Raw genomic sequence first — 21,094 nt, forward strand, 5'->3', positions numbered from 1 at the left:
CTAGTGGAACGCTATGTCGTCGTCAGCGTCGGCATGCGTTTCGAACCGGCCTGTCTCGGCATCGAAGAGCAGCACGTCCAGATCGACGTAAGGTGTCTCCTCCGTAACCTTGACCGCGACCTTGTCGACGCCGCCGATGAGGTCGGACCAGTTGGTCCAGGCAAGGGTCGTGCCTTTGATGGCGATGTCGCCATTGCGGATGCCCGATATCAATTCGGCGGGCCCGGCAGCACTTTTCTTCGCCATCGGAGCGGCGGCGGCAAACGCCATGAACAGCCCGGCATCGCCCGCGCCCGGCGCCAGCGCCATCCGCATGAACGGCACAACATCTCCGCCGGGCAAGGTCGTTTGGTCGAAGCTCCTGATGAAGTTCAGATCCGTCGTGGGCCGGAGCAGCGCCTGCGCGACGGTATTGATCACCTTGGGCGTTGTACTGATGCCCGCGGCCAGTGCGGGCGCGGCGCCGACCCTGACCGAAGCCAGTCCGGTCGGATCGAGCGTTGCCGCGGCGGTCCTGGCATTGGCGCCAAGCCGCGTCATCAGCGGGCTGACCCAGGAGCTGCCCAGCACCAGGCTGGCAGACCCTGCATCCAGCGACTGGCGAACCACATCCGTGCCGCCGCCGGCCTGGACCGTGTCGCGCGTCCGGTCGAAGGCATAGATGTTGGTGCCGGTGCCGCCATTGACGATATCGAAGCCATTGCCACCGGAGAGCTGATCGTTGCCGTTGCCGCCCAGAATGTAGTCGGCGCCGAGCAGGCCATAGAGGATATCGTCGCCGTCATTGCCGATCAGCCAGTCAGCATCGACCAGGAACGACGAGCGCACGTTCACATCCGACGTGACGACGCCATGCAGCGGGCCGTACGCTCCGTAGTTGTAGACGTAGCGCAACGTCGCGGTCAGCGTTGCGGCAGTCTCGCCGACGGGCAGCACCCGCATGCTCTGGATCATGCCGGCGCCGGTGGTGTTGGTGATGATCGGGATGACGGCCGCGATATCGCCGAACACCAGGTCATTGCCGATGCCGCCATCCACGTAGTCGCTGTCGAGAACGATATAGTCGGCGGCGGGTCGCTGAGCCTGGCGCTTGTCCAGGGTGTCGAGCAGCCACGAACTGACCGAACCGTTCTTCGACCAGTCGGCGGCCTTCGATGCGGCGAGCGTCGATTGCACGCCCCAGGCCTCGGCACGCGCCTGCGCCGCGCTGATGGTGCCGAGATAGAGCCGGTCTATGGTTTTGAAGAAGGAGTTCTGCAGGCCGTCGGCGATCGACTTGGTCGTCGCGGTCGTGCTGGCGATTGTCAGCATCGGCTGCTCGATCAGCCCGACATCGCCGATCAGCACGTCATTGCCTTCGTCGCCGTAAAGCTGGTCGTTGCCGACAGAGAGCGAGTAGCCAAGACCGTTGCCGAACAGCCAGTTGCCAACCTTGTTGGCATTGGCGTTGATGGCGTGATCGCGGCTTATGTGGCCCGTCAGTGCCGCTGTGCGCGCGTTGTCCTGCGCTGCGAGCGCGGCATTAACGGCCGCGAGTTCGGCGGTGGAGATGCCGGCAAGCGTGGCGGAGTTCGCTGCGCTCACCACCGGCAGCACGACAACGCCGTGGTCGCCGACGACAAAGTCGTTGCCGAGACCGCCACGGATATAATCGTTGCCGATGTTCAACCGATGCGTGGCAGGCCGCAACACCGACTGGCCGGCTACGAAGGTAGCGTTCGTCGTGCCGGTCCTGACGCCGTAGTCGGCGATGACCTGTTCGCCCGCCGCATGCGCGGTATACGACGTGTCGGCAACAATGGTCTGGAAGTCCATCAGCCAGTTGTGCAGGCTGAGCGCGCCTGCGGTGAGGTTGGCGCCGACCACGGTCAGCGCTGTCGCCGGAACCACGATGGTCCCGGTGTCGCCGAAGATGGTATCGTCGCCATCGCCGCCAACGATCCAATCGGCGCCTACTGTCACGCTGACAACTGGCGCGTTCGGCGCTGTATCCAGCGCGTCCTTGGCAAATCCCAGCGACGACAGGTCACGCAGCAGGTCGCTCATCGAGACCGACAGGCCGGCGACTTCCTTGTCGATGATCGCCAGGCCGGTTTCGGGGATGCTGGTGATACGTCCGTCGTCGCCGAAGATGCTGTCATTGCCGGAACCGCCGTCGATGCCGTCATTGCCATAGGCAAGGTCCTTCAGCCGCGTCACGTCGGCCAGCACCGAGGCAAATACCTGGAAGTGGTTGCCGTTGCCGCGCAGTATCGTGTTCTTCGCCGAGAACTCACCGAGGAATCCGGCTGCGCCGGGCATGATCTCGATCTGCGGCAACGCATTGGTCAGTTCCGAAGGCAGCAGATTGACGCCGGGCACCACCAACAGTCCGTCGATGGGAACCGCCACGTTAACGGTGGGATCGGTCACCGCGATGATCCGGAAAGCGTTGACGATCTTGGGCAGATCGGTTTGGAAGCCGCTGCCATTGGAGGCCCGGTCACCGAAGATGGTGTCGTTGCCGGCGCCGCCGAGCAACGTATCGTCGCCACGCTGGCCGAACATCACATCGTCGCCGTCGCCGCCATCGACAAAGTCGTTGTAGGCGGCTTCAAGATCGATGCCGAGCGCCTTCGTATTCCACGCCGGGCCGTTGATGACCTGGACGTTGTTGGGATCGTACACGCCTGCGAGCAGCAGCATGTCAGGATCCAGCAACTGGGATGCGAGCTGCGTGCGCGGCACGGCCGTGTTGGAATAGAGGGTGACCATGCTGACGATCGTTGCGACCTCCTCCAGCACCACATCGCGATGCCAGCTGCCGTCGCTGTTGAGCAGAGCCGTACCGTCGGCGTTGAACGCCCGCAGGATCTGGCCCTCGTCACCGAGCAGATAGTCCACCCCTGCGCCGCCTTCGATGTGGTCGGCACCCAATCCGCCGACAATCTCGTCGATGCCGTTGTCGCCGTACAGCCAGTCGCTGCCGCGCTGGCCGAAGATGCGGTCATCATCGTCGCCGCCATGGACCTCGTCCCTGCCGCCGACACCATCGATGAGATCGAAACGGATCACGTCGCGCATCAGCGATGGCGCTTTGCCCGGTACCGCCGGGTTGAGCTGCCAGATCGTGCTCCGCCAGTCGGTGCCGCCCGCGACCTTGCGCGCGATCAGCCCATTGTCCCCGAGCACGACGTCTTCGCCGGCCCCGCCTTCGATGTAGTCGTCGCCATCGGCGCCGCCGACCACATTGTGGCCGCCGGTGATGTCGTCATCGCCGTCGCCGCCAAACAGCAGGTCACTGCCTTGCTGGCCATCGATGATGTCGTCGCCGGCACCGCCGTAAATCTTGTCGTTGCCGGCGCCGTCGGCATCGGTGGTGTAGATCGAGATGACGCGCTGGTTGTTTGGCAGCGCCCGGTCGAACAGGGCATGGTCGCCGAACAGGCGATCGTTGCCGGCGCCTGCATGGATCTCGTCTGCGCCGGTGCCACCGGCGACGATGTCATTGCTGCCACCGGAATTGATGAGGTCGTTGCCGCCATCGAGCGGGCTGATCGTGAAGCCGCGCTGCAAATAGCCGAAGAGGAATTCGAACCGCGCATTGTCGCCGAAGATGATATCGGAGCCATTACCTGTGGTGATGATATCGCCAAAGGCGCCGCCGGCGACGATATTGTCGCCGTCACCTGTGGTGATCGTGTCAACGCCGCCCTTTGCGGTGTCGATGGAATAGGCCAGCGTCGGCAGGCCGTTGGCGAATTCGCCATAGCCGCTGTCGCCGAACACCACGCTGTTGCCGGTGCCGATCTTGATCTTGTCGCCTGCGCCGCCACCGAACACGACATGGCTGCCATTGCCAGCCTCAATGTCGTCGATGCCGTCATAGTCAGTCCACTCGCTGCGCACCGAGGCAATCTTGCCGTCGACGTAAAGCGCGATGCCGTTGTCGCCCAGGATGACGTCGTTGCCGCCGCCGGCGGTAATCTTGTCGGCGAACGAGCCGCCCATCAGCACGTGGTTGCCGCTGGCGATGGTGATGGTGTCGTTGCCGCCATAGGCGATATCAGTCGTCTCGACCGAGACGCGCTGGCCGGTGGCGTCGAAAATCGCCAGCCCGTTGTCGCCGAGGATGACGCTGTCGCCGTCGCCTGCAGTGATGTCGTCATCGCCATTGCCGCCGAACACGACGTTGCGGCCTGATCCCGCCTTGATCTTGTCGTCGAAGGCGACAACGACCGCGCCGTTCACCAGCCGATCGGCGAGGGTACTTTCAATCCGAATGAGGATGTTGTTCTCGAACGTCGCCTGGCCGTTGTCGCCAAGGATAACGTCATCACCGCCTTGCGACGTCACCATGTCGTTGCCCGACCCGGCAATGACGATGTTGTCGCCCGCACCTGTCTCAATCACGTCGTCCCCATAATAGTAGGGATTCGTGCTCTTGATGTTGGTGACGTTGCCAAGGGCGTCGAACAGGATGATGCCATTGTCGCCGAGCACGACGTCGCCGATGTCCAGAACGCTGCCGCCGAGCACCTTGATCGAGTCGCCGGCCGAACCGCCGACCAGTATGTTGCGGCCGCCGGCGCTGGTGATCTGGTCGGCGCCGCCGAACTCCGGCGACGTCGTCTTGATGATCGTTGGCAGGCCATTTGCGAATTCGGCGCTGCCATTGTCGCCGATAACCAGGTCCTGGCCGCCGGTGCTCTTGATGATGTCGGCGCCGAAGCCGCCGAAGACGATGTTGGGTCCGCCACCGGCGTCGATCTCGTCGTTGCCGCCAACCCCCGGATTGGATGTCTCGACCTTGATGACCGCGCGGTCGAGCATCATGTCGAGCGTGCCGGGCACCAGCACAAGCGTCGAACCGTTGACCGTCGCCACCTGGGTGATGGTGCCGTGATCGCCGATGATGACGTCACCGGTGTCGCCGCCGGTGATGATGTCGGCGCCGGCGGTTTCGGTGATCCCTTGAGCGTTCTTGCCGTCATGGTCGATGATGACGGTGCGGTTGCGATAGTCGACGTCGAACGACGAGTCGCCGATGATCCAGTTCTTGCCGGTGATGCCGCCGAAGATGTGATCGGCATCGGCGCCGCCGGCGATGAAGTTGGTGCCATGGCCGCCGGTCAGCGTGTCCGTGCCGGCGCCGCCGTCGATGACCACGACGCCATGGGCGCCCGAGGCATCGATGATGTCGTTGCCGGTGTTGAGGAACGAATAGGCGGTGCCGTTCGGCGTGCCCGGCGTCGAGGAGTAGCGCAGGCCGTTGGCCGACGTGTCGCCGAACAGGACGACCGGTCCGGTGCTGTTATGGACGGTCAGCGTATCGCTGCCGCCGCCGCCATGCACGACCGTCAGCGTCTGGTCCTTGGTGCTCTCAATGGTGAAGTTGTCGTTGGCGACGCCAAGCAGGACTTCGACCACCTGCAGATTGGTGTAGGTGATGCCGCGCGCAACATCGACCGGCGGATTGCCGTCATTATAGTCGACCGACAGCGGGTTGGATGGCATGCCGAGGCCCGAAATATGGGTGTCGGTCAAGACGCCTGTCAGCGGCGCCTGTGCGGTGTCGCTGAACACGACCAGCTGGTCGACATCGGTGCCGTCATCGACCTCGATTTGCCGGACAACTTGCGGGTTGAATTCGTCCGGCAGTGCCACCGAAGGCGTCAGCGAACGGTCTTCCGGTCCGACGCCGCCCTCGACGAACAACGGCCCGCCGATGCGCGTCAGATCATGCGGCTGCTGCGAGAACACGCGGATGCCTTCGGGCGGCGCCTGGCCGGCGCCGTCGAAGACGAGGTTGACGGTGACCGGCTGGTCCCAGTTGGTGCCGTCGAAGACGACGAAGTAGCCGGTGGCGTCCTGCTGCACGCCAGGTGAGGCGCCGAGATTGACGCTGGCCTGGCCGTCAATGGTGATGCGGACCGTTACCGGCGCGATCGGCTGTGTCGACAGCACGATCTGGTAGCTGTCGGTTTCGCCGGCCTGCGACACTGTGGTGTTGCCATTGGTCTCGATGATCCGGACAGCGGCGGTGTCGGAATCGACCACCTCGACGCTGACCTTCTGGCTGTCGACATCGGCATAGACGCCGTCCGCCTTGTCGGAGGTGACGGTGTTGCTGATGGTGGCGACAATGCGGTTTTCGGGCGTGCCATCGCTCGGTGAGGAGATGAGCACGGTCTGTGCGTCATCCCAGGCGAAAATGCCGTTCGGGATGTCTGCGACCAGCCCGAACTTGATCGTCGTGCGCGACAGGCTGACCTGGTTGCTGCTGGAGGCGAGCGTCACGGTGACGATTTCGCCGGCGGCCGGCGCCTTGCTCAGCACCACTGTGTAATCGTCGCTGGCGCCGCCTTCGAACACGCTGGTCGAGCCGCCGCTTTCGGTGATGATGGCGTCCGGCTTGTCATCGTCAATGACGGTGACCAGCACGTTCGGGATTGCGTAATTGTCGAGCGGCTGGGCGATGCCGTTGCTGTCGACATTGATGACTGAATGGCTGATGGCGACAACCGTCTTGCCTTCCTCGGCGCTGTCGGAGATCGCCTTGACGTAGATTTTCTGACCGGCGGCCCAGTTGCCGCTGTCGAACGCCACCGTCACCGCTTCGGAGAAAGTGACGCCGTCCAGCGAAACCAGGATGGTCTGGCCCTGCTTGGCGCGCTGCTGGGCCGAGGCCTGCGCGGCCGAGACCGTGACATAGGCGATGGTGCCGGCAACCGGCGCCATCGGCAGCGTCAGCATGTAGCTGTCCACCGATGTCGCATCGTCTTCCTTCACCTGCAGCCCGTCGTCGATATCGACCGCAACGGCTGTGCTGCCCTTGGTGGTCAGGTCGATTCCGGGCGTGAACAGGCCATTGAACCGCGGGTCGGCGCTGCTCACCGTATGGGTGATCGTGCCGCTGTCGCCATTGGCGTCGTCCGACACCACGGTCTGCGTGACGTCGCCGGCGACATTGAACGTGTCGCTGCCAAGGCCGCCGATCAGCGTGGTGACGATATCGTCGGCGGTCGACAGCACATAGAACGTGTCGTCGCCCTCGAGGCCGTCGACATCCATCGCCTCGGCATTGCTGATCTTGATCGTCAGGCCGGCACCGTAGACGCCGTCCTTGGTGATGACGAAGGTGTCGTCGAGCTCCGTGCCCAGCACCACGACCCGGTCGAAGCCGGCGCCGCCGTCGATGTTGACCGGTGCGTTGACATTGTACTGGATGACGTCGTCGCCATTGCCGCCATTGACCTTGACGTTGACGCCCTCTGCCAGCGCGAAAGCACGGATGACGAACTCGTCATTGTCGTCCTCGCCCTCGAGCCTGAGATCGGCATGGTTGGAATAGACAACGAACATGTCCTCGCCGCTGCCGCCATAGAGCACTGCCGGAACGGTGATGCCTTGCGACAGGTAGCCAAGCGTCGTCTCGGTCGTGGCGAAGCGGTCCTCTTCCGAGATGATCGCATAGGCGCCGCTCGGGTCGAGCGCGCCGTCCGCATCGACCTTCTGGTCACGCGAACTGCCGAAGATCTGGCCGACCTGGAAGAAGTCGTTGCCGACGCCGCCGTCGACGGTGAGGATCGCCGCATTGTCGTCGAAATAGAAGCGGTCGTTGCCTTCATTGCCCTCGACGATGACGCGGCCGTTGCTGCTGGCGTCGTAGTTGATCCGCTCGACGGCCGGCAGGTAACCACCGGCGCCGTCCGGCACCATATGGGCGATGAAATTCTTGCGGAACAGGAAGGTGTCCGCAATGTTTGTGCCCTCGATGGTCAGCGTGTCGACGCCATCGTCGCCGGCGCCGCTGTCATGGATGTTCATGACATAGTCGGCGCCGCCCTCGATGTTGACGACAACGGCATCGGTGCCGCCCTCGCCGTCGATCGTCAGTTCGTCGCGGATAATGCGACCCGTCGCGTCGCGGCCGAAGGCCGGCAGGCCGTTGGCGCCTGGCGCCACGTCCTGACCCAGATAGGTGGTCATCGACGGCAGCTTGTTGACCGTGATGAGATCTTCGCTCTCGCCGCCATGGACAAACGTGTTGCCGCGCAGCGCGGCGACGTCGATCAGGATATTGTCCCTGTCCAGGCCGCCGACGATCTCGATCTGCGGCGCCTGCAGCGCGCCATGCAATTCGATGTAGGTGCCGACGCCCGGATCGGGATCGGTGACGCCCGAGGCCTGGTAGTCGCCGGCAATCAGGATCTTGGTCGGCGAGATGATGACCGAGGTGGCGTTGGTATGGACGTCGTCGCCTGCAAGAAGGCGCACATCGCCCAGCGACGCTTCCAGCGTCACGCCGGCCGCGACGGTGATGTCATCGGGAAGGTCGTCATCGCCGATATGTGTGCCTTCAAGGTCGTCCTCGGCCCAGAATTCGAGCTCATCCTGCTCGGCAATGCTGCTTTCGGTGATCAGAATCGGGCTCGATGCCTTGATATAGGCGCCGCCGCCGGCATTGACGCCGGAGGTCTCGGCCCGCACCCCGCCAACTTCCAGCGCGCCGAGATTCTCGACCCAGGTGTCGTTCGCAAACGACCAGGATTCGAGATTGGCAACCGCCGTGGTGAGGCGCTTCGAGCTGGTGCCGATGCTCTTGGAAGCGAACAGATAGGTTTTCTTCGAGACGACGTTGGCAAAGCCATCGGTGCGGCCGTTGAGGATGCTGCCGTTGACGGCGGTGATGAAAGCCACCGCATCGGCGAACGCCGCCGCATTGGCGGTACCGGCGCCGACTTCGTTGAGGATCAGATCGCCCGCGGTCTCGATCAGGTAGATGCTTTCGAGGTCGGTGTGCGCGCTGACTGTGCCCGCCCCGGAAGCCGAGCTGTCGATGTCGAGTTCGTTGGCGACGGAACCGATGCCGATATGGGCCGTCAGATTGACATTGCGGCCGATCACGTCGGCCTTCGGCAGCACCAGCGCCCGCGTCGGATGCGACGGGTCGATGTTGGAGTCCGGAATGCTGAGGTTGTAGTTCGGATCCGGCAGTTCGGCGTCGACGATCGACCCTTCATTCGCCACCAGCGTGACGTCGCCGTTGATCGACTGGATGCCGCGGAGATTCATGTCGCCATGCGTCTCGGTGAGGAAGATCGAGCCGCCAGCCACCGCGATGATCGTGCCGCGGTTGGTGGCGTTGATGGTCGGATCGCTCGACAGGCTGCCGGTGACATCGATCTCGAGCGCGTTGGTGCTGGTGCCGATGCTGCCGCCGGCGCTGAGCCAGATATGCTGTGCCTGCACCTTGGTTGCGGTCGAGCCGGGCAGCGCGTCGACGATCGACTGGGCGGTCGCGGTCAGATACGCGTTGCCGCTCTTCGAATAGACGGATTCGATCCTCAGATCGCTGGTCGGCGCAGTGATGCGAACATTGTCCTGGGCCCTGGCGATGAGGCCGCCGTCGCCGCGCATGGTGACGGTGACGGCTTTGCCGTCCTCGCCGATATGACCCTTGCTGGCTTCCAGCAGGATGTTGGCACCGTCGAGATTGACGCCGCTCGCCGCGGCATTGACCAGACTGCCGCTGGTCTTGATGCGGATGTCGTCGCCATTGGCCGTGCCTTCGCCGGCGACCACATTGTTAAGCTTGATGGTGGCTTCGGAGCCGAGATAGATGGCGCCGCCGGCCTTGGCCGTCAAAAGCTCGCCGACCGTCAGGTCGACGTCCTCGCGGCGGTTGACGATGACGCGGGTGATGCGCTCGGTCGTGCTCATCGGATCGTCGACGACCTTGGCCAGCGCGACCGTGCGGCCAAGTTCGGTGACGAACGACTGATCCGGGCCCAGACTGACCGTGATGACGTTGCCGACCACCGAAACGACGGTGAAATAGGCGTTGTCCTCGGTCGTGTTCTGCGTGTTGCCGGCGATGTAGAGCAGGTCGCCGGCCTTGAACATGCCGGCCGGCCAGTTGGCGCCGCCGGTGATGGTGCCTTGCGTACCGCCCGCCAGCGCGGCGAAGTTGACCACCGTCGAGGCGATGTATGAGCTGGCGACGACGCCGGGAGAGGTCTCGTAGCCGCCGACATAGACGATGTCCTGCCGCTCGGCGGCGGCAAGCGCCACCCGCTGGTCGTCGGTCAGGATGATGTGCTGGTTGCCGTCACCGAGGTCGAGCTGGAGCTCGGGCTGCACGATGCCGATGTTCTGCTTGGCGTGGATCTCGACGTTCTTGCCGACAATGTTGGCGCTTTCGATCACCACTTCCGTGTCGGTCACCGACTTGGTCAGGCCCGACCCGAACGCATTGAGCAGCTCTTCCTCGGACCAGACCTTGATCGTGCTGGTGAGTTCGGTCGCCTTGGTGCCGATGGCAAACAGGAGCCTGTAGCCGAAGGTCCGCGCGGCGTCCTTCTGCGTCTCGTTCAGCGTGCCGAACTGCTCGTTGAGCTTGCGGTATTCAGCCGTGCGGATATCGCGCTCGGTCTGGATGCCGTCTGCCACATAGGCGCTGAGCGCGCTGCCGGACAGGCCGCTGAGCGTCCCTTGAGTGGTCAGGGTGGCGGTCAGCGTGGTCAGCTCGGAGCCGGTGATGGCCACGACATATTCGGGGTCGAACTTCGTCGGATCGGTCTGGCCGTTGCGGTAGCTCCAGTACTGGTCGTAGTCGGCCTTGATGTCGGCGCTCATGAACAGCGTCGCATCCTGTTGCGACTGGCCGAGACGGCCGAACATCTTGTCGAGGTCGGCATAGTCGGCAAGCTGCGCCGCCGACAGCCCGACGGTCGCGCCGGGATTGTAGGTGGTCGAATTCGCCTGCGTATGGCGATAGGTCCAATACTGCTTGTAGGCCGCCTCGATGTCCGGACGGTAGGTGGAACCGTAGCCGGCATAGATGGCGCTGAGGTTGATGTACTGGGCCGTGCGGTTGGCTTCCAGCGTCGCGATCGCGGCAGCGGCATCCGCCGGCGAAAGCGTGTCTTCGTAATACTGGCGCTCGGCGTCGCTCAGCTTCACCGTGCCCGAGACCGGGTCGAGGCTCGACTTCAGGCGCCAGTAGGTGTCGTACTCGCCGCGCTTCAGCATCTCGTAGCCGAGCAGCGTCGCGTTGATCTTGTCCTGTGCGCCGGTCGTTCCGGTCAGCTGCAGGTCGGTCCACACGCCGGCCTTCAATTCGTCATAGGTGCGCTTGTCCTTGACCGAGACGTCATCGGAATCGAGCAGCGAGCCGTTCTGGACCTCGATCCAGACATTGCCAAGCGTGGTCAACCGCTCGAGATGCATGTTGCCGGCGGTCTCGGAGACGAAGACATCGCCCTGCGCGGTGATGTTGACCTTGTCGTCATTGCCGTCGCCGGAATCGATCTGCAGCGCATGCGTCGTCGAATTGCCGACGCCGCCCTGGGCGCCGGCCGGCAGTGCACCCTGGCCGTCGACATAGGTGTCGGCGGTGAGCGTGATCTTGGCGCCCTTGACCAGGCCCTGCAGATAGGTGCTGGAGCTTGAATCGGCGACGACGATGCCGGCTTGCCCGATCAGCGTCACATTGCCCTTGTCGGCGACGACCGAATTGATCGACATGTCGCCGGTGCGTTCCTTGATGTAGATGTCGCCATTGGCGGAGTGGCCGGTCAGATAGGCATACGCGGTCGACTGGCCGGCAACGCCCTTGTAGCCCTCGGGATATTTATCGACGAGGTCGATCTGCAGCGGCCGCTCGTCGGTGCCGATGCCTTGCTTGCCGTCGAGCGTGACACGCACGCCCTGCACGACCGAATTGTCGTTGCTCGCCTCGATTACCGTGTTGGAGACGACCTGGGTAAGGCCGGTGTCGTTGTAGATGCCGTTGTCGACGATGACCTTGCCCGAGCCGGTCGAATTGATCTTAACCGTGGCTTCCTCATAGCCGATGAAGCTGATCTGCACCGGCAGGTCGGCCTTGATCGAATTGGTCGCAGTCGTCTGCGTGCGGCGCTCGACCGTGTACTTCTGGTAATAGGTCTTCTTGCCGTACCAGGTGCTGGTCGTCCACTTGTCGCCCGGCACGGGATCGGTCTGGCTAAGCGTAATGGTCGCCGAGCTATGGGTGTACGGGTCGGAGACGTTGCTCTGGTAGAAATAGTCGCTGCCGGGAACCAGCGTCGGCTGTTCGAGCAGCTTGTATTCCGTCTTGACGACATTGGCCGGGTCGGCGGCGAGGAAATCGATACCGAGCCACGCCGACGTGCCGTAGGTTGTGGTCACGCTTTCAAGCGTCTTGGTCGCCACCGACCAGCCATAGCGCCATCCGGCCTGGGGATTGTACTGCGTGACGTAATCCCAGCTGCCATTATGCTGGCCGGCAACGGTGTTGAGCGTCACCGCCCCGGTCTCGACCATCTGCTTGGTCGCCACCGGCTGGCCGTTTGCGCCGAGCGCGCCCACCACCGGCTTGAAATCGACGACGCGCACGTCGACCGTGCCGTCGATCTGCGTCTGGTACCAAGTCTGCGTATAGCCGCCGTCGCTGCGCTTCGACTTGTCGTTGAGGATGATCGTGCCGAGACCGCGCTCGGTGACATCGATGCGCTTGATCAGAACGTCATAGTTCGAGGCGTTGTTGACGGTGACGTTGACATAGGCGCCGAGCGCCTTGATCTGGCCCTTGCCGGTGTTCATCAATTTGCCGGTGATGGTGATCGATCCGGCCGGCGTGCGGAATTCCTGGATGACGATCTTGCCGAGGTCCGAATCCCAATACGCCTTGAACTCATTGTACTGGGCGGTCTTCAGCATGATCTTGCCGGGCTGGATCTTGCCGCTGGCAATGTCCTTCTTGATCTGCTCGATTTCGGCGATCGTGTCGGCGCCGATGTTCAGCACATAGTCGCTGGAGCCGCTCTGGATCAGGCCGTTGAGATTCACATATTCGGCGTTGATCGAGATCAGGCTGGCATAGATGCCGCTGGTCGGCGCTTTCGCGAGCTCGGCATCGCGGTCGGCATCGGTCGCAGCGCCCATGCCGTCCGGATTGGTGATCTGCTTCCAAGCCAGATAGGGGTCGCCGCCGGTGTTGAGCACGCTGCCGGGCGGCAGGTCGATCACCACCATGCCGGCGGTGATGACATGCAGCGAGGCGCTGTGGATGTTGCCGGTGATGGTGATGTCGCCGGAGCCGATGCTGTTGTCGAGCGTGACGCTGGCCGAGATCGCATCGATATCGCCGGAGACGGTGATTCCGGGCCACGGATTGTGACTGGTGTCGACGATCAGCGTGTTCTTGATCAGCACCGTGTTGACCGGCGCGACGCCGAAGGTGCGGGTGATGTCGAGATTGACCAGGCCCGGAACCAGCACCGGCTCGCCGCCGCGCTGGTCGTCCGAATTGTCGTCATTGGCGTTGGCCTGGTTCTGCCCGGCGATCACGCCGTTGAGCAGGCTGCGCACGATGGCCGGATCGGTTTCCGCGCTGTCGATCTTCGAGATCTCGTTCTGGAAGCCGTTGAAAAAGACGCCGCCATTGTTCTCGGGGATGTAGATGCCCTGAATGTCGAGGAAGGCGGTCGTGTTGTTGGTGATCTTGACGCTGACATTGCCCGGCGCGTCGAGCGTGCCCGAGCCCTGCAGCACGTCGCCGTTGATGTTGATATAGCCGGCTTCGGCCAGGATCGGTTTGACATGGATGGTCAGCACATTCTTCTGCACCGGCAGCAGCCCGGTCTGGGGCACGCCGTTGATGACCACCTGGTGGCCCTGGGCATCGAGAATCGGCACCACCTCGACCAGGCCGAGGAACTGCAGCTCGCTGACCATCCGCTTGATCTCGCGATTGTAGAAAGCGACGAGGTCGGGATTGGTGGAATATTCCAGCTTCTTGGCTTCGGCGTCGGCGATCAGGTCGAAATAGCTGGAAACCAGCGGTGCCTGGTCGATGCCCAGCGTGACGGAATCCGAGCCGGCGCCGCTATAGGTGACAGTCGGGTTCGCCGTCGTCCCGCCGATCGCGGTGATGGTGATGTCGATGTTGCGGTTGAGGCCCGTGCGCACGGTGCCGTCAACGGTGACAATCGCGTGCGAATCGGTATGCGCCAGGCCGTCGAACTGCGCATAGGCGTTGCCGCCCAGCGCCTTGTCGATGGCGCCCGACAGCGCCGAGGCCCAGTTCACCGCCTTGCCTTGCGATGTCATGTTGGCGAAGGCGGACTTGTCGGCGAACAGCCTGACATTGCCGCCGGTCTCGACCAGCGCGCCGGCGAAGATGGTGATCAGGTTTTCCTGGTAGAGCAGCGCATCGGACACGACATGGTCGATCGGGATGACGCTGCCGGCGAACGTGTCGCTGTAGACGGCGACGCGATAGACGTCGTGGTTGGAATTGGCATCCATGCCGACCAGCACGTTGACGTCGCTCAGCGCCTTGATGTGCGAGCCGTTGCCGATGAGCACGCTGTTGGTCGGGCTGAGGTCGATCGTGGCATCCGCCACCGACACGGTGACGCCACCGTAATTATCGACGCTGACATGCAGTTCGGCATCGGCATTGGTGTCGGCCTTGAGGTCGATCTCGCCGACCGTGTTCAGCTCGACATTGTTGTCGACCGCAGTATTGGTTCCGATCTGGACGGTGGCGAAGACATTGTCGGCATCGAACTTGCTCGATGCCCCGATGCCGGAACCGAGGCCGCCGCCCTTGTAGGAGACGTTCTCGTAGAAGTGGATGTCGTTGCGCGCCGCCAGCGTGAACTCGCCGGCGGTAAGCGAGGTGCCGATCACCTTGAGCTGCGCATTGTTCTTGACCAGCGTCTTGGTGTTCAGCGTCAGATGCGTGTCGCTGCTGACACCGGCGCCGGCGACCAGGCCGCCCGTGCTGCCATTGACGTTGTCGCCGATGTTCGGCTTGTCGAAGCGGTTGAGCGAGGTGGCGTTGATCGCGTAGGCGGTGACCTTGGCGCCGTCGCCGACGATCACGTTGGAGGTCGAATTGATGTTGTTGTCGGCCTCGGCGCCCGAGCCGGAAAGCACACCATAGGCGCTGGTCACGATCACCGTATTGGCGCGCGCCAGATGATCCGACGTCATGGCGAAACGGCCGGCGTTGGCTTTGTAGAGGGTGAAATTCGCCGCGCTCTCGCCGGCAAGCTGCGTCGCCGCGTTGGTGAGCGTGATCTGCGCATTGTCGCCCAGTATGGACTGGGTCACCGCATTGGAAGTGGTATCCGCCACCGCTGCGGCGATGCCGACCAGGCCGCCGGCGCCGGGCGAGCTCGTCGCCTGGTTGTCGTCGCTGCCCAGCGCCGAAATGCTCATCGTGCCGGCGTTGATGGTGATGCCATTCGCCACCTGGGCGGTGGTGTTGGCGACTGCAACGCCATTGTCGAAATGCTGCAGCGACTGCGCCTTGGCCTTGGTGGCGCCCGCGGCGACAAGCCCATAGGCGGCGCTGTTGGAATCGGCGCGCTGGCGGCTGTCGTTCTGCGCCGCGACGCTGACGCCGCGGGCCGCGGTGATCAGCGTGCCGGTGCCGATCAGCGCCATCACCGTGCTGGTGTTGATCGCTTCGGTGATTGTCGCGTCGACGCCGATCAGACCGCCGGCAAGGCCTTGCGCCTTGGCGTTCGCCGTATCGCCGACGCTGGGAAGCGTCTGGCTGGCGGAGACGCGCAGGCTGTTGACATTGAACGTCGTGCTGCTTGTCTCGGCGCTGATGTGGGTGTCGACATTGGCCTTGGCGAGCGAAACGCCGACCGCGGCGGTGCCGGCATTGACGCCCTTGGCTTCGGACCGCGCCTTGGGGGTAGCCACGGCCTCGATCACGACCGCGCCGGCCGTAACGTTCGATCCTGAAACTTCGGCCGAAACGGTCGAGCCGATATTGGACGTAGCCGAAGCGCCACCGGCCGCCAGGCTGAAGATGCCGATCGCCAGTGAGATCGCGTCGACCGTGGAGACGACCGTGGTCACGTCATGCGCGCTGATCGTCAGCGTGCCGTTGATGTTGAGCGTGCTGTCTTCGAGACGTACGCCAGTGCTGGAAGAGACCGTGTTGGTAACCACCGCGCCGCCGCCGGCGACGGTGACGCCAAGATCCGTCGATGCCGCAAGCGATGCCATGATGGCGCGCGATGTCAGCGTGGCGTTCTCGTTCGCCGTGATCGACATCGAGCCGCTGTTGGCGGCGTAGGCTGGCATTACGCGCGGCAGGAAGGTCGGCCCCGCGCCCGGCACGGTGTAGATGTAACCGTTGGCCCGCACCGGAATGTCGCCGGTGACGGTGATGTTGGCATCCTCGGCATAGGCGGAAATATCGTTGTCGATCAGATTGTCGGCAAGCGCGACGCCAAGCGCGATCGCGCTGCTGCCGGTTGCAAAGCCGACTGAGATCGCCACAGCAGCGGCACCGGCGAAGGCATCTATCTTCGACGTATCCTGCGCCTGGACGGTGACATCGCTGGCCTTGATGGTGCCGCCATCGATGAAGGCGCTGGCGTCGACGCCCACCTTGTTGACCGTCACAGCCGCCGCTCCGGCGGCACTGAAGGCAAAACCGCCGACGGCAAGCGCGACCGAGGCCGCCGCCACATTGGCGTCGATCGTCTGGCTGGACGTCGACGACACGCCGAGCGCGCCGTAGCTGTCGACATTGGTGTCCTGGAGATAGGCCGAGACCTCGACGCCCGAACGCGTTCCGTCGCCCTTGAACCCTATATTGTTGAGCGCGACGCCGAAGCCAAGCGAGGCGCCGACCGCAACGCCACCGATCGCGACGCCGACCGCGGCCGCGAGCACATGGGCGTTGATGACAGAGGTGTTCGACGCGCTGAAGCTGATGGCGCCACCGGCGTCGAGCACACTGTCCGTCGCATAGGCGCGCGTTCCGCCGAGAATGGTGTTTAGCGCTACCGCGCCGCCGCCGGCGACCGACACCGACACCGCGCCGCCGGAAATGGCGACGGCAGCGGCAGCCGTTATCGCGTCGATGGTGGCGCCTTCGCTGGCCGAGACCGTGATCGTGCCCGGTGCTGCCGCATGTGCCGGCACATTGGTCTCGACGCCGGCGGTATAGGTCGGATTGTGGACCGGTATGTCGGTCACCTCAACGTCGGCGAAATCGAGATAGGCGTCGACATCATTGGCGATGGTGTTCTTGGCGACCGCGACGCCAAAGCTGACGCCGACGCTGACCGAACCGATGGCCGCCGAGATCGCGGCAGCACCGGCATTGGCTGTGATGTGCGAGACGTCTTCCGCGCTGACATTCACATTGGCTGCGCGGATCGTCGCCTTGTCGGCTGACGATTCGCCGGTGATCGAAGCCTCGGTCAACACACCGATCATGTTTTCGGTGTAGACGCCGGCGCCCGCGACGCCGACGCCGACAGTGCCGGCGCCAAGCGCCACGGCGCCCGAGATCACCAGCGCATCGATGGTCTGGCCAGCCTTGGCGTGAACCGTGAGCGTGTCGTCCGCCGTCACGCCGCTGTCGATGATCGTGGCGCTGACGCCGCCGCTGTTGGCCGCGTTGAAGGTCGGCGCCCGGGTCGGATCGGGCGTGCCGTCAGCCTTGACGGGATTGACGGGAACCGTCCAGTTGCCGATCTGGTTGATCGCAACCGACACGCCGATGGCGGCGCCGACGCCTGGGCCTGCCGAAGCGCCGACCGCGAGCGACAGCGCGGCGATCTTCGCGGTGATTTTGGACGTCGAGAGTGCTTCCACTGTAACCGCGCCATCGCTGTCCAGCGTGCTGCCGACGACCGTGGCGATGGTGTTGTCGTTGATCGTGTTCTTGGCCGTGGCACCCGCGCCCGAGAACGCGATGCCGGCGCTGGCGCCGATGCCGATGCCGATCGATGCCGCTACCGAGAGCGCATCGATGGTGGCGTCCTGTGTCGCCTTGACCGAGAGAGCGCCTGATGTCGAGGTCAGCGTCTGGCCGTCCAGCACGCCGGCATAGGTGTCGTTGTGGATGTCGTTGAGCGCGATCGAAACGCCGATGGTGACCGCGACACCCGTGGCGCCGAAGCCGGCGGCCAGCGAGGCTGCCCCGACATTTGCCGTGATGTGAGACGTGTCGGTGGCGCCGATGGCGGCCGAACCGACGGTGATGATGGACCCGGTCTGGTCGTCCGGATCGTCGAGGAAGGCAGCGGTGCGCACCGCAATCGTGTTGCGGGCGCCGGCACCGGCGCCACTGATGCCGACACCCGTGCTGCCGGCGCCGATCGCCGCCGATCCGGCCGCCACGAGGGCGTCGATGATCTCGGTCGAGGTCGCGTCAACTGTGAGCGCGCCGGTGGCTTCGATGGAGCTGCCGCGTACATAGGCCTGAACCTGGTCGCGATCGGCTTCACCATGGCCGATCTCATTGATCGCCACGGCCGCGCCGAACGAAGCAGCGCCGCCGACAGTCCCGCCGACGCCGAGCGACAGCGATACCGCAAGTGTGTCGGCCTTGATGGTCGACGACGCCTTCGCGGTGACCGAGACGGAACCCGCCTCGGTGATCGTGCTTGCCTCGATGAAGGCGTTGGTGTCGGTGGCGATGTTGTTGAGCGCCACCGCGCCGCCGCCGCTGAATGAAATGCCGTTGGTACCGCCGATGGCCACCGAAATCGAAGCGGTTGCGACGGTGGCGTGGATCTTGGCGCCGTTCTCGGCGCTGACTTCTATGGCGCCACTCGCATCGGCGTCGTCGACATCCTTGAGGTAGGCGGCGACATTGTTCTGGATCTTGTTTTGCGCCATGGCAAAACCGATCGACACCGCAACGCCATTGGTGCCGGCCATGCCGGCAGCAACGCTGGCCGCGCCGGCCAGCACGTCGATGGTGCTTTCGTCGAGAGCCCCGACATCGATCGATCCGACATTGATATCGCCGCCGCTCGGCGTGTCGGTGATGTAGGCCTGCGTCGCCACGGCGACGAAATTGAGCGTGTAGACGCCGCCTACGCTGACGCCGATGCCGGTCGTGCCGCCGCCGGCGATCGCCACCGAACCGGCGGCCACAAGGGCATCGATATCCTGCTTGGAATGGGCGGAGACCTTGACCTGGCCGTCGCTCTCCACGCCGGTGTTGCTGATGAAGGCGCGCACGCCCGTCGTGCCGTTGGCGGCAAGCGTTGCGTTGCCGGTCGGCAGTTTGCGGCCGCTCATGGCGTCGACGGCCTCAGTGACCGTCCAGTCGCCGATGCGGTTGACGGCAACCGCGGCGCCGATCGAGGCGCCGATGCCGGTTGTGCCGCCGCCGCCGACCGCCGCCGAAGCCGCCAGAACCGTGGCGGTGATTTTCGACTGGCTGAGCGCCTCGACGCTGACACTGCCGCTGTCGAGAATGCTCGAGTCGGTGATAGACGCCAGTGTATCGACATCGATGAGGTTGGACAGCCCGGCACCCGCGCCGCTGATGGAGATGGAAGATGTGCCGGAGAAGGCGACCGTCATCGACGCGGCCGCACCCTTGGCTTCGATCAGTGCGTGATTGTCGGCCTTGACCGTGATGGCGCCATCGGTGGAAAGCTCGGCATGATCGGCCGTGGCGGCGACACTGCCCTTGATGTCGTTGAGCGCCACCGCTAGCCCGATCGAGAATGCTTTCGCATTGGTCGAGGCGAAGGCTGCCGCAACCGTTGCGGCCGCGGCAAAGGAATGGATCTGGCTGGTGTTGAGTGCCTCGACATCGATGCCGCCGGCGCCGCCGGTGATGGTCGATATGTCGTCTACGACGGTACCGCCGTCAATCAGCGCCGTGGTGTCGGCGGCGATGCTGTTCTGGGCAAAGACGCCACCGGCGCTGAACGCAGTGCCATTGCCGGATGCCGATATACCGACCGCGACGGAGGCAGCCACGGTGAGCGCGTCGATGGTCTGGTTGGAGGTTGCTGTAACCCCGACCTTGTTGCCGCCGGCGGTTGAATGACGGATGCGCGCTTCGGTCTTCAGCGGCGTCGCAACGCCAGGCGCTTCGATGCTGCCGGCATAGCCGACATAGTTGAAGGCCAGCACGATGCCGACCGCAATCGCGGTGCCGTTGGCCGAGAACCCGCCGGCGACCGAAGCGGCCGCGGCGGCAATCTTGGCGTCAATGTCGGCAGTGTTCGTCGCTGATACGGTGACGTCGCCGGTCGCGCTGACGTCGCTGTCCAGGATCAGTGCGTCGACCGCACCCAGTATGGTGTTGAAGGCAATCGTAGCGGCGACACCGACCGCCAGCCCGCTCCCGGTGCCGGCAGCCACAGACACGGCGGCAGCCGCGGCCGTGGCGTCGATCTTGCCAGCCTGCGAAGCGCTGACGGAGACACTGCCGGCATTGAGGTCGGCGACATCGTCGATGGTGGCGGAAACCGTGGCGTCGACCGCATTGCGCGACACCACCAGCCCGATCGAGACCGATTTGCCGTTAGGGTTGGCGCCGTAGGTGTAGTTGATGGAAATCACCGGCGCGATGACATGCGAGGTGATTTCGCTGGTGTTGCTGGCCGAGACGGTCAACGCGCCGTCTGCATCGATGTTGGCGGAATCCTCGATCGAGGCGCCCACCACCATCTGCACGCGGTTCAGCGCAAAGACGCCGCCGACACTGACAGAGTTCGGCGCACCGCCGCGCAACGTCTTGACGTAGTTGGAGATTTCCGAGTTGATTTTCTGCGAGGCGGTGGCCGACACCGTCACGGCGCCGGTCATGTCGACCTTGGAATTGTCGATCTTGGCCTCGATCGCCGCGTTCTCGTCATGGCCGTAAATGGTGTCGACGAGGTCGGTGCCGACCAGTGCGTCGACGGTGTTGAACAGGAAGTTCTGGCCGGCAATGCCGATCGTGTTGAAGGCGAGCGTGATACCGACCGCCGTCGCCTTGGCGATGGTGTCAGCATCGATCGACGCGTCGATGTCGGCCGAGCTCTCGGCCTTCACGCCGAGATCGGCGCCGGAGATATCGCTGTCGATAACATTGGCCTTGGCGTGGCTCACCACATTGTTGGTGGCGATGACGCCGTTGACGGCGATCGACTTGCCCTTGGCGCTGCCGGTGACTTCGACACGTGCCTTGATGTCGGCCAGGATGGCGCTGGTCTGCAGCGCCGAAACCAGCACATTGCCGGTTGCGATGATCGTCGCCGCATTGATGGTCGCGGCCGCGCCGCTGTCGATGTCGTTGCGGATCGCCATGCCGCCGACGCCGACGGCGTCA

The 21,094-nt window shown here is 64.1% G+C and carries 1 protein-coding gene (only partly in view); it reads right to left on the minus strand.

Features of this window, described 5'->3' with window-relative positions; translation table 11 throughout:
* On the minus strand, positions 1-21,094 hold the 3' portion of the coding sequence (locus AC1DYC_RS19935) for an LEPR-XLL domain-containing protein (protein ID WP_477409236.1). Its footprint extends 8,852 nt past the window's final position; the window shows 21,094 of its 29,946 coding nt (coding positions 8,853-29,946); the start codon falls outside the window, past its right edge — the gene reads right to left on this strand; it ends in the stop codon at positions 1-3.

The organism is Mesorhizobium sp. P2_E7, from assembly GCF_056403855.1.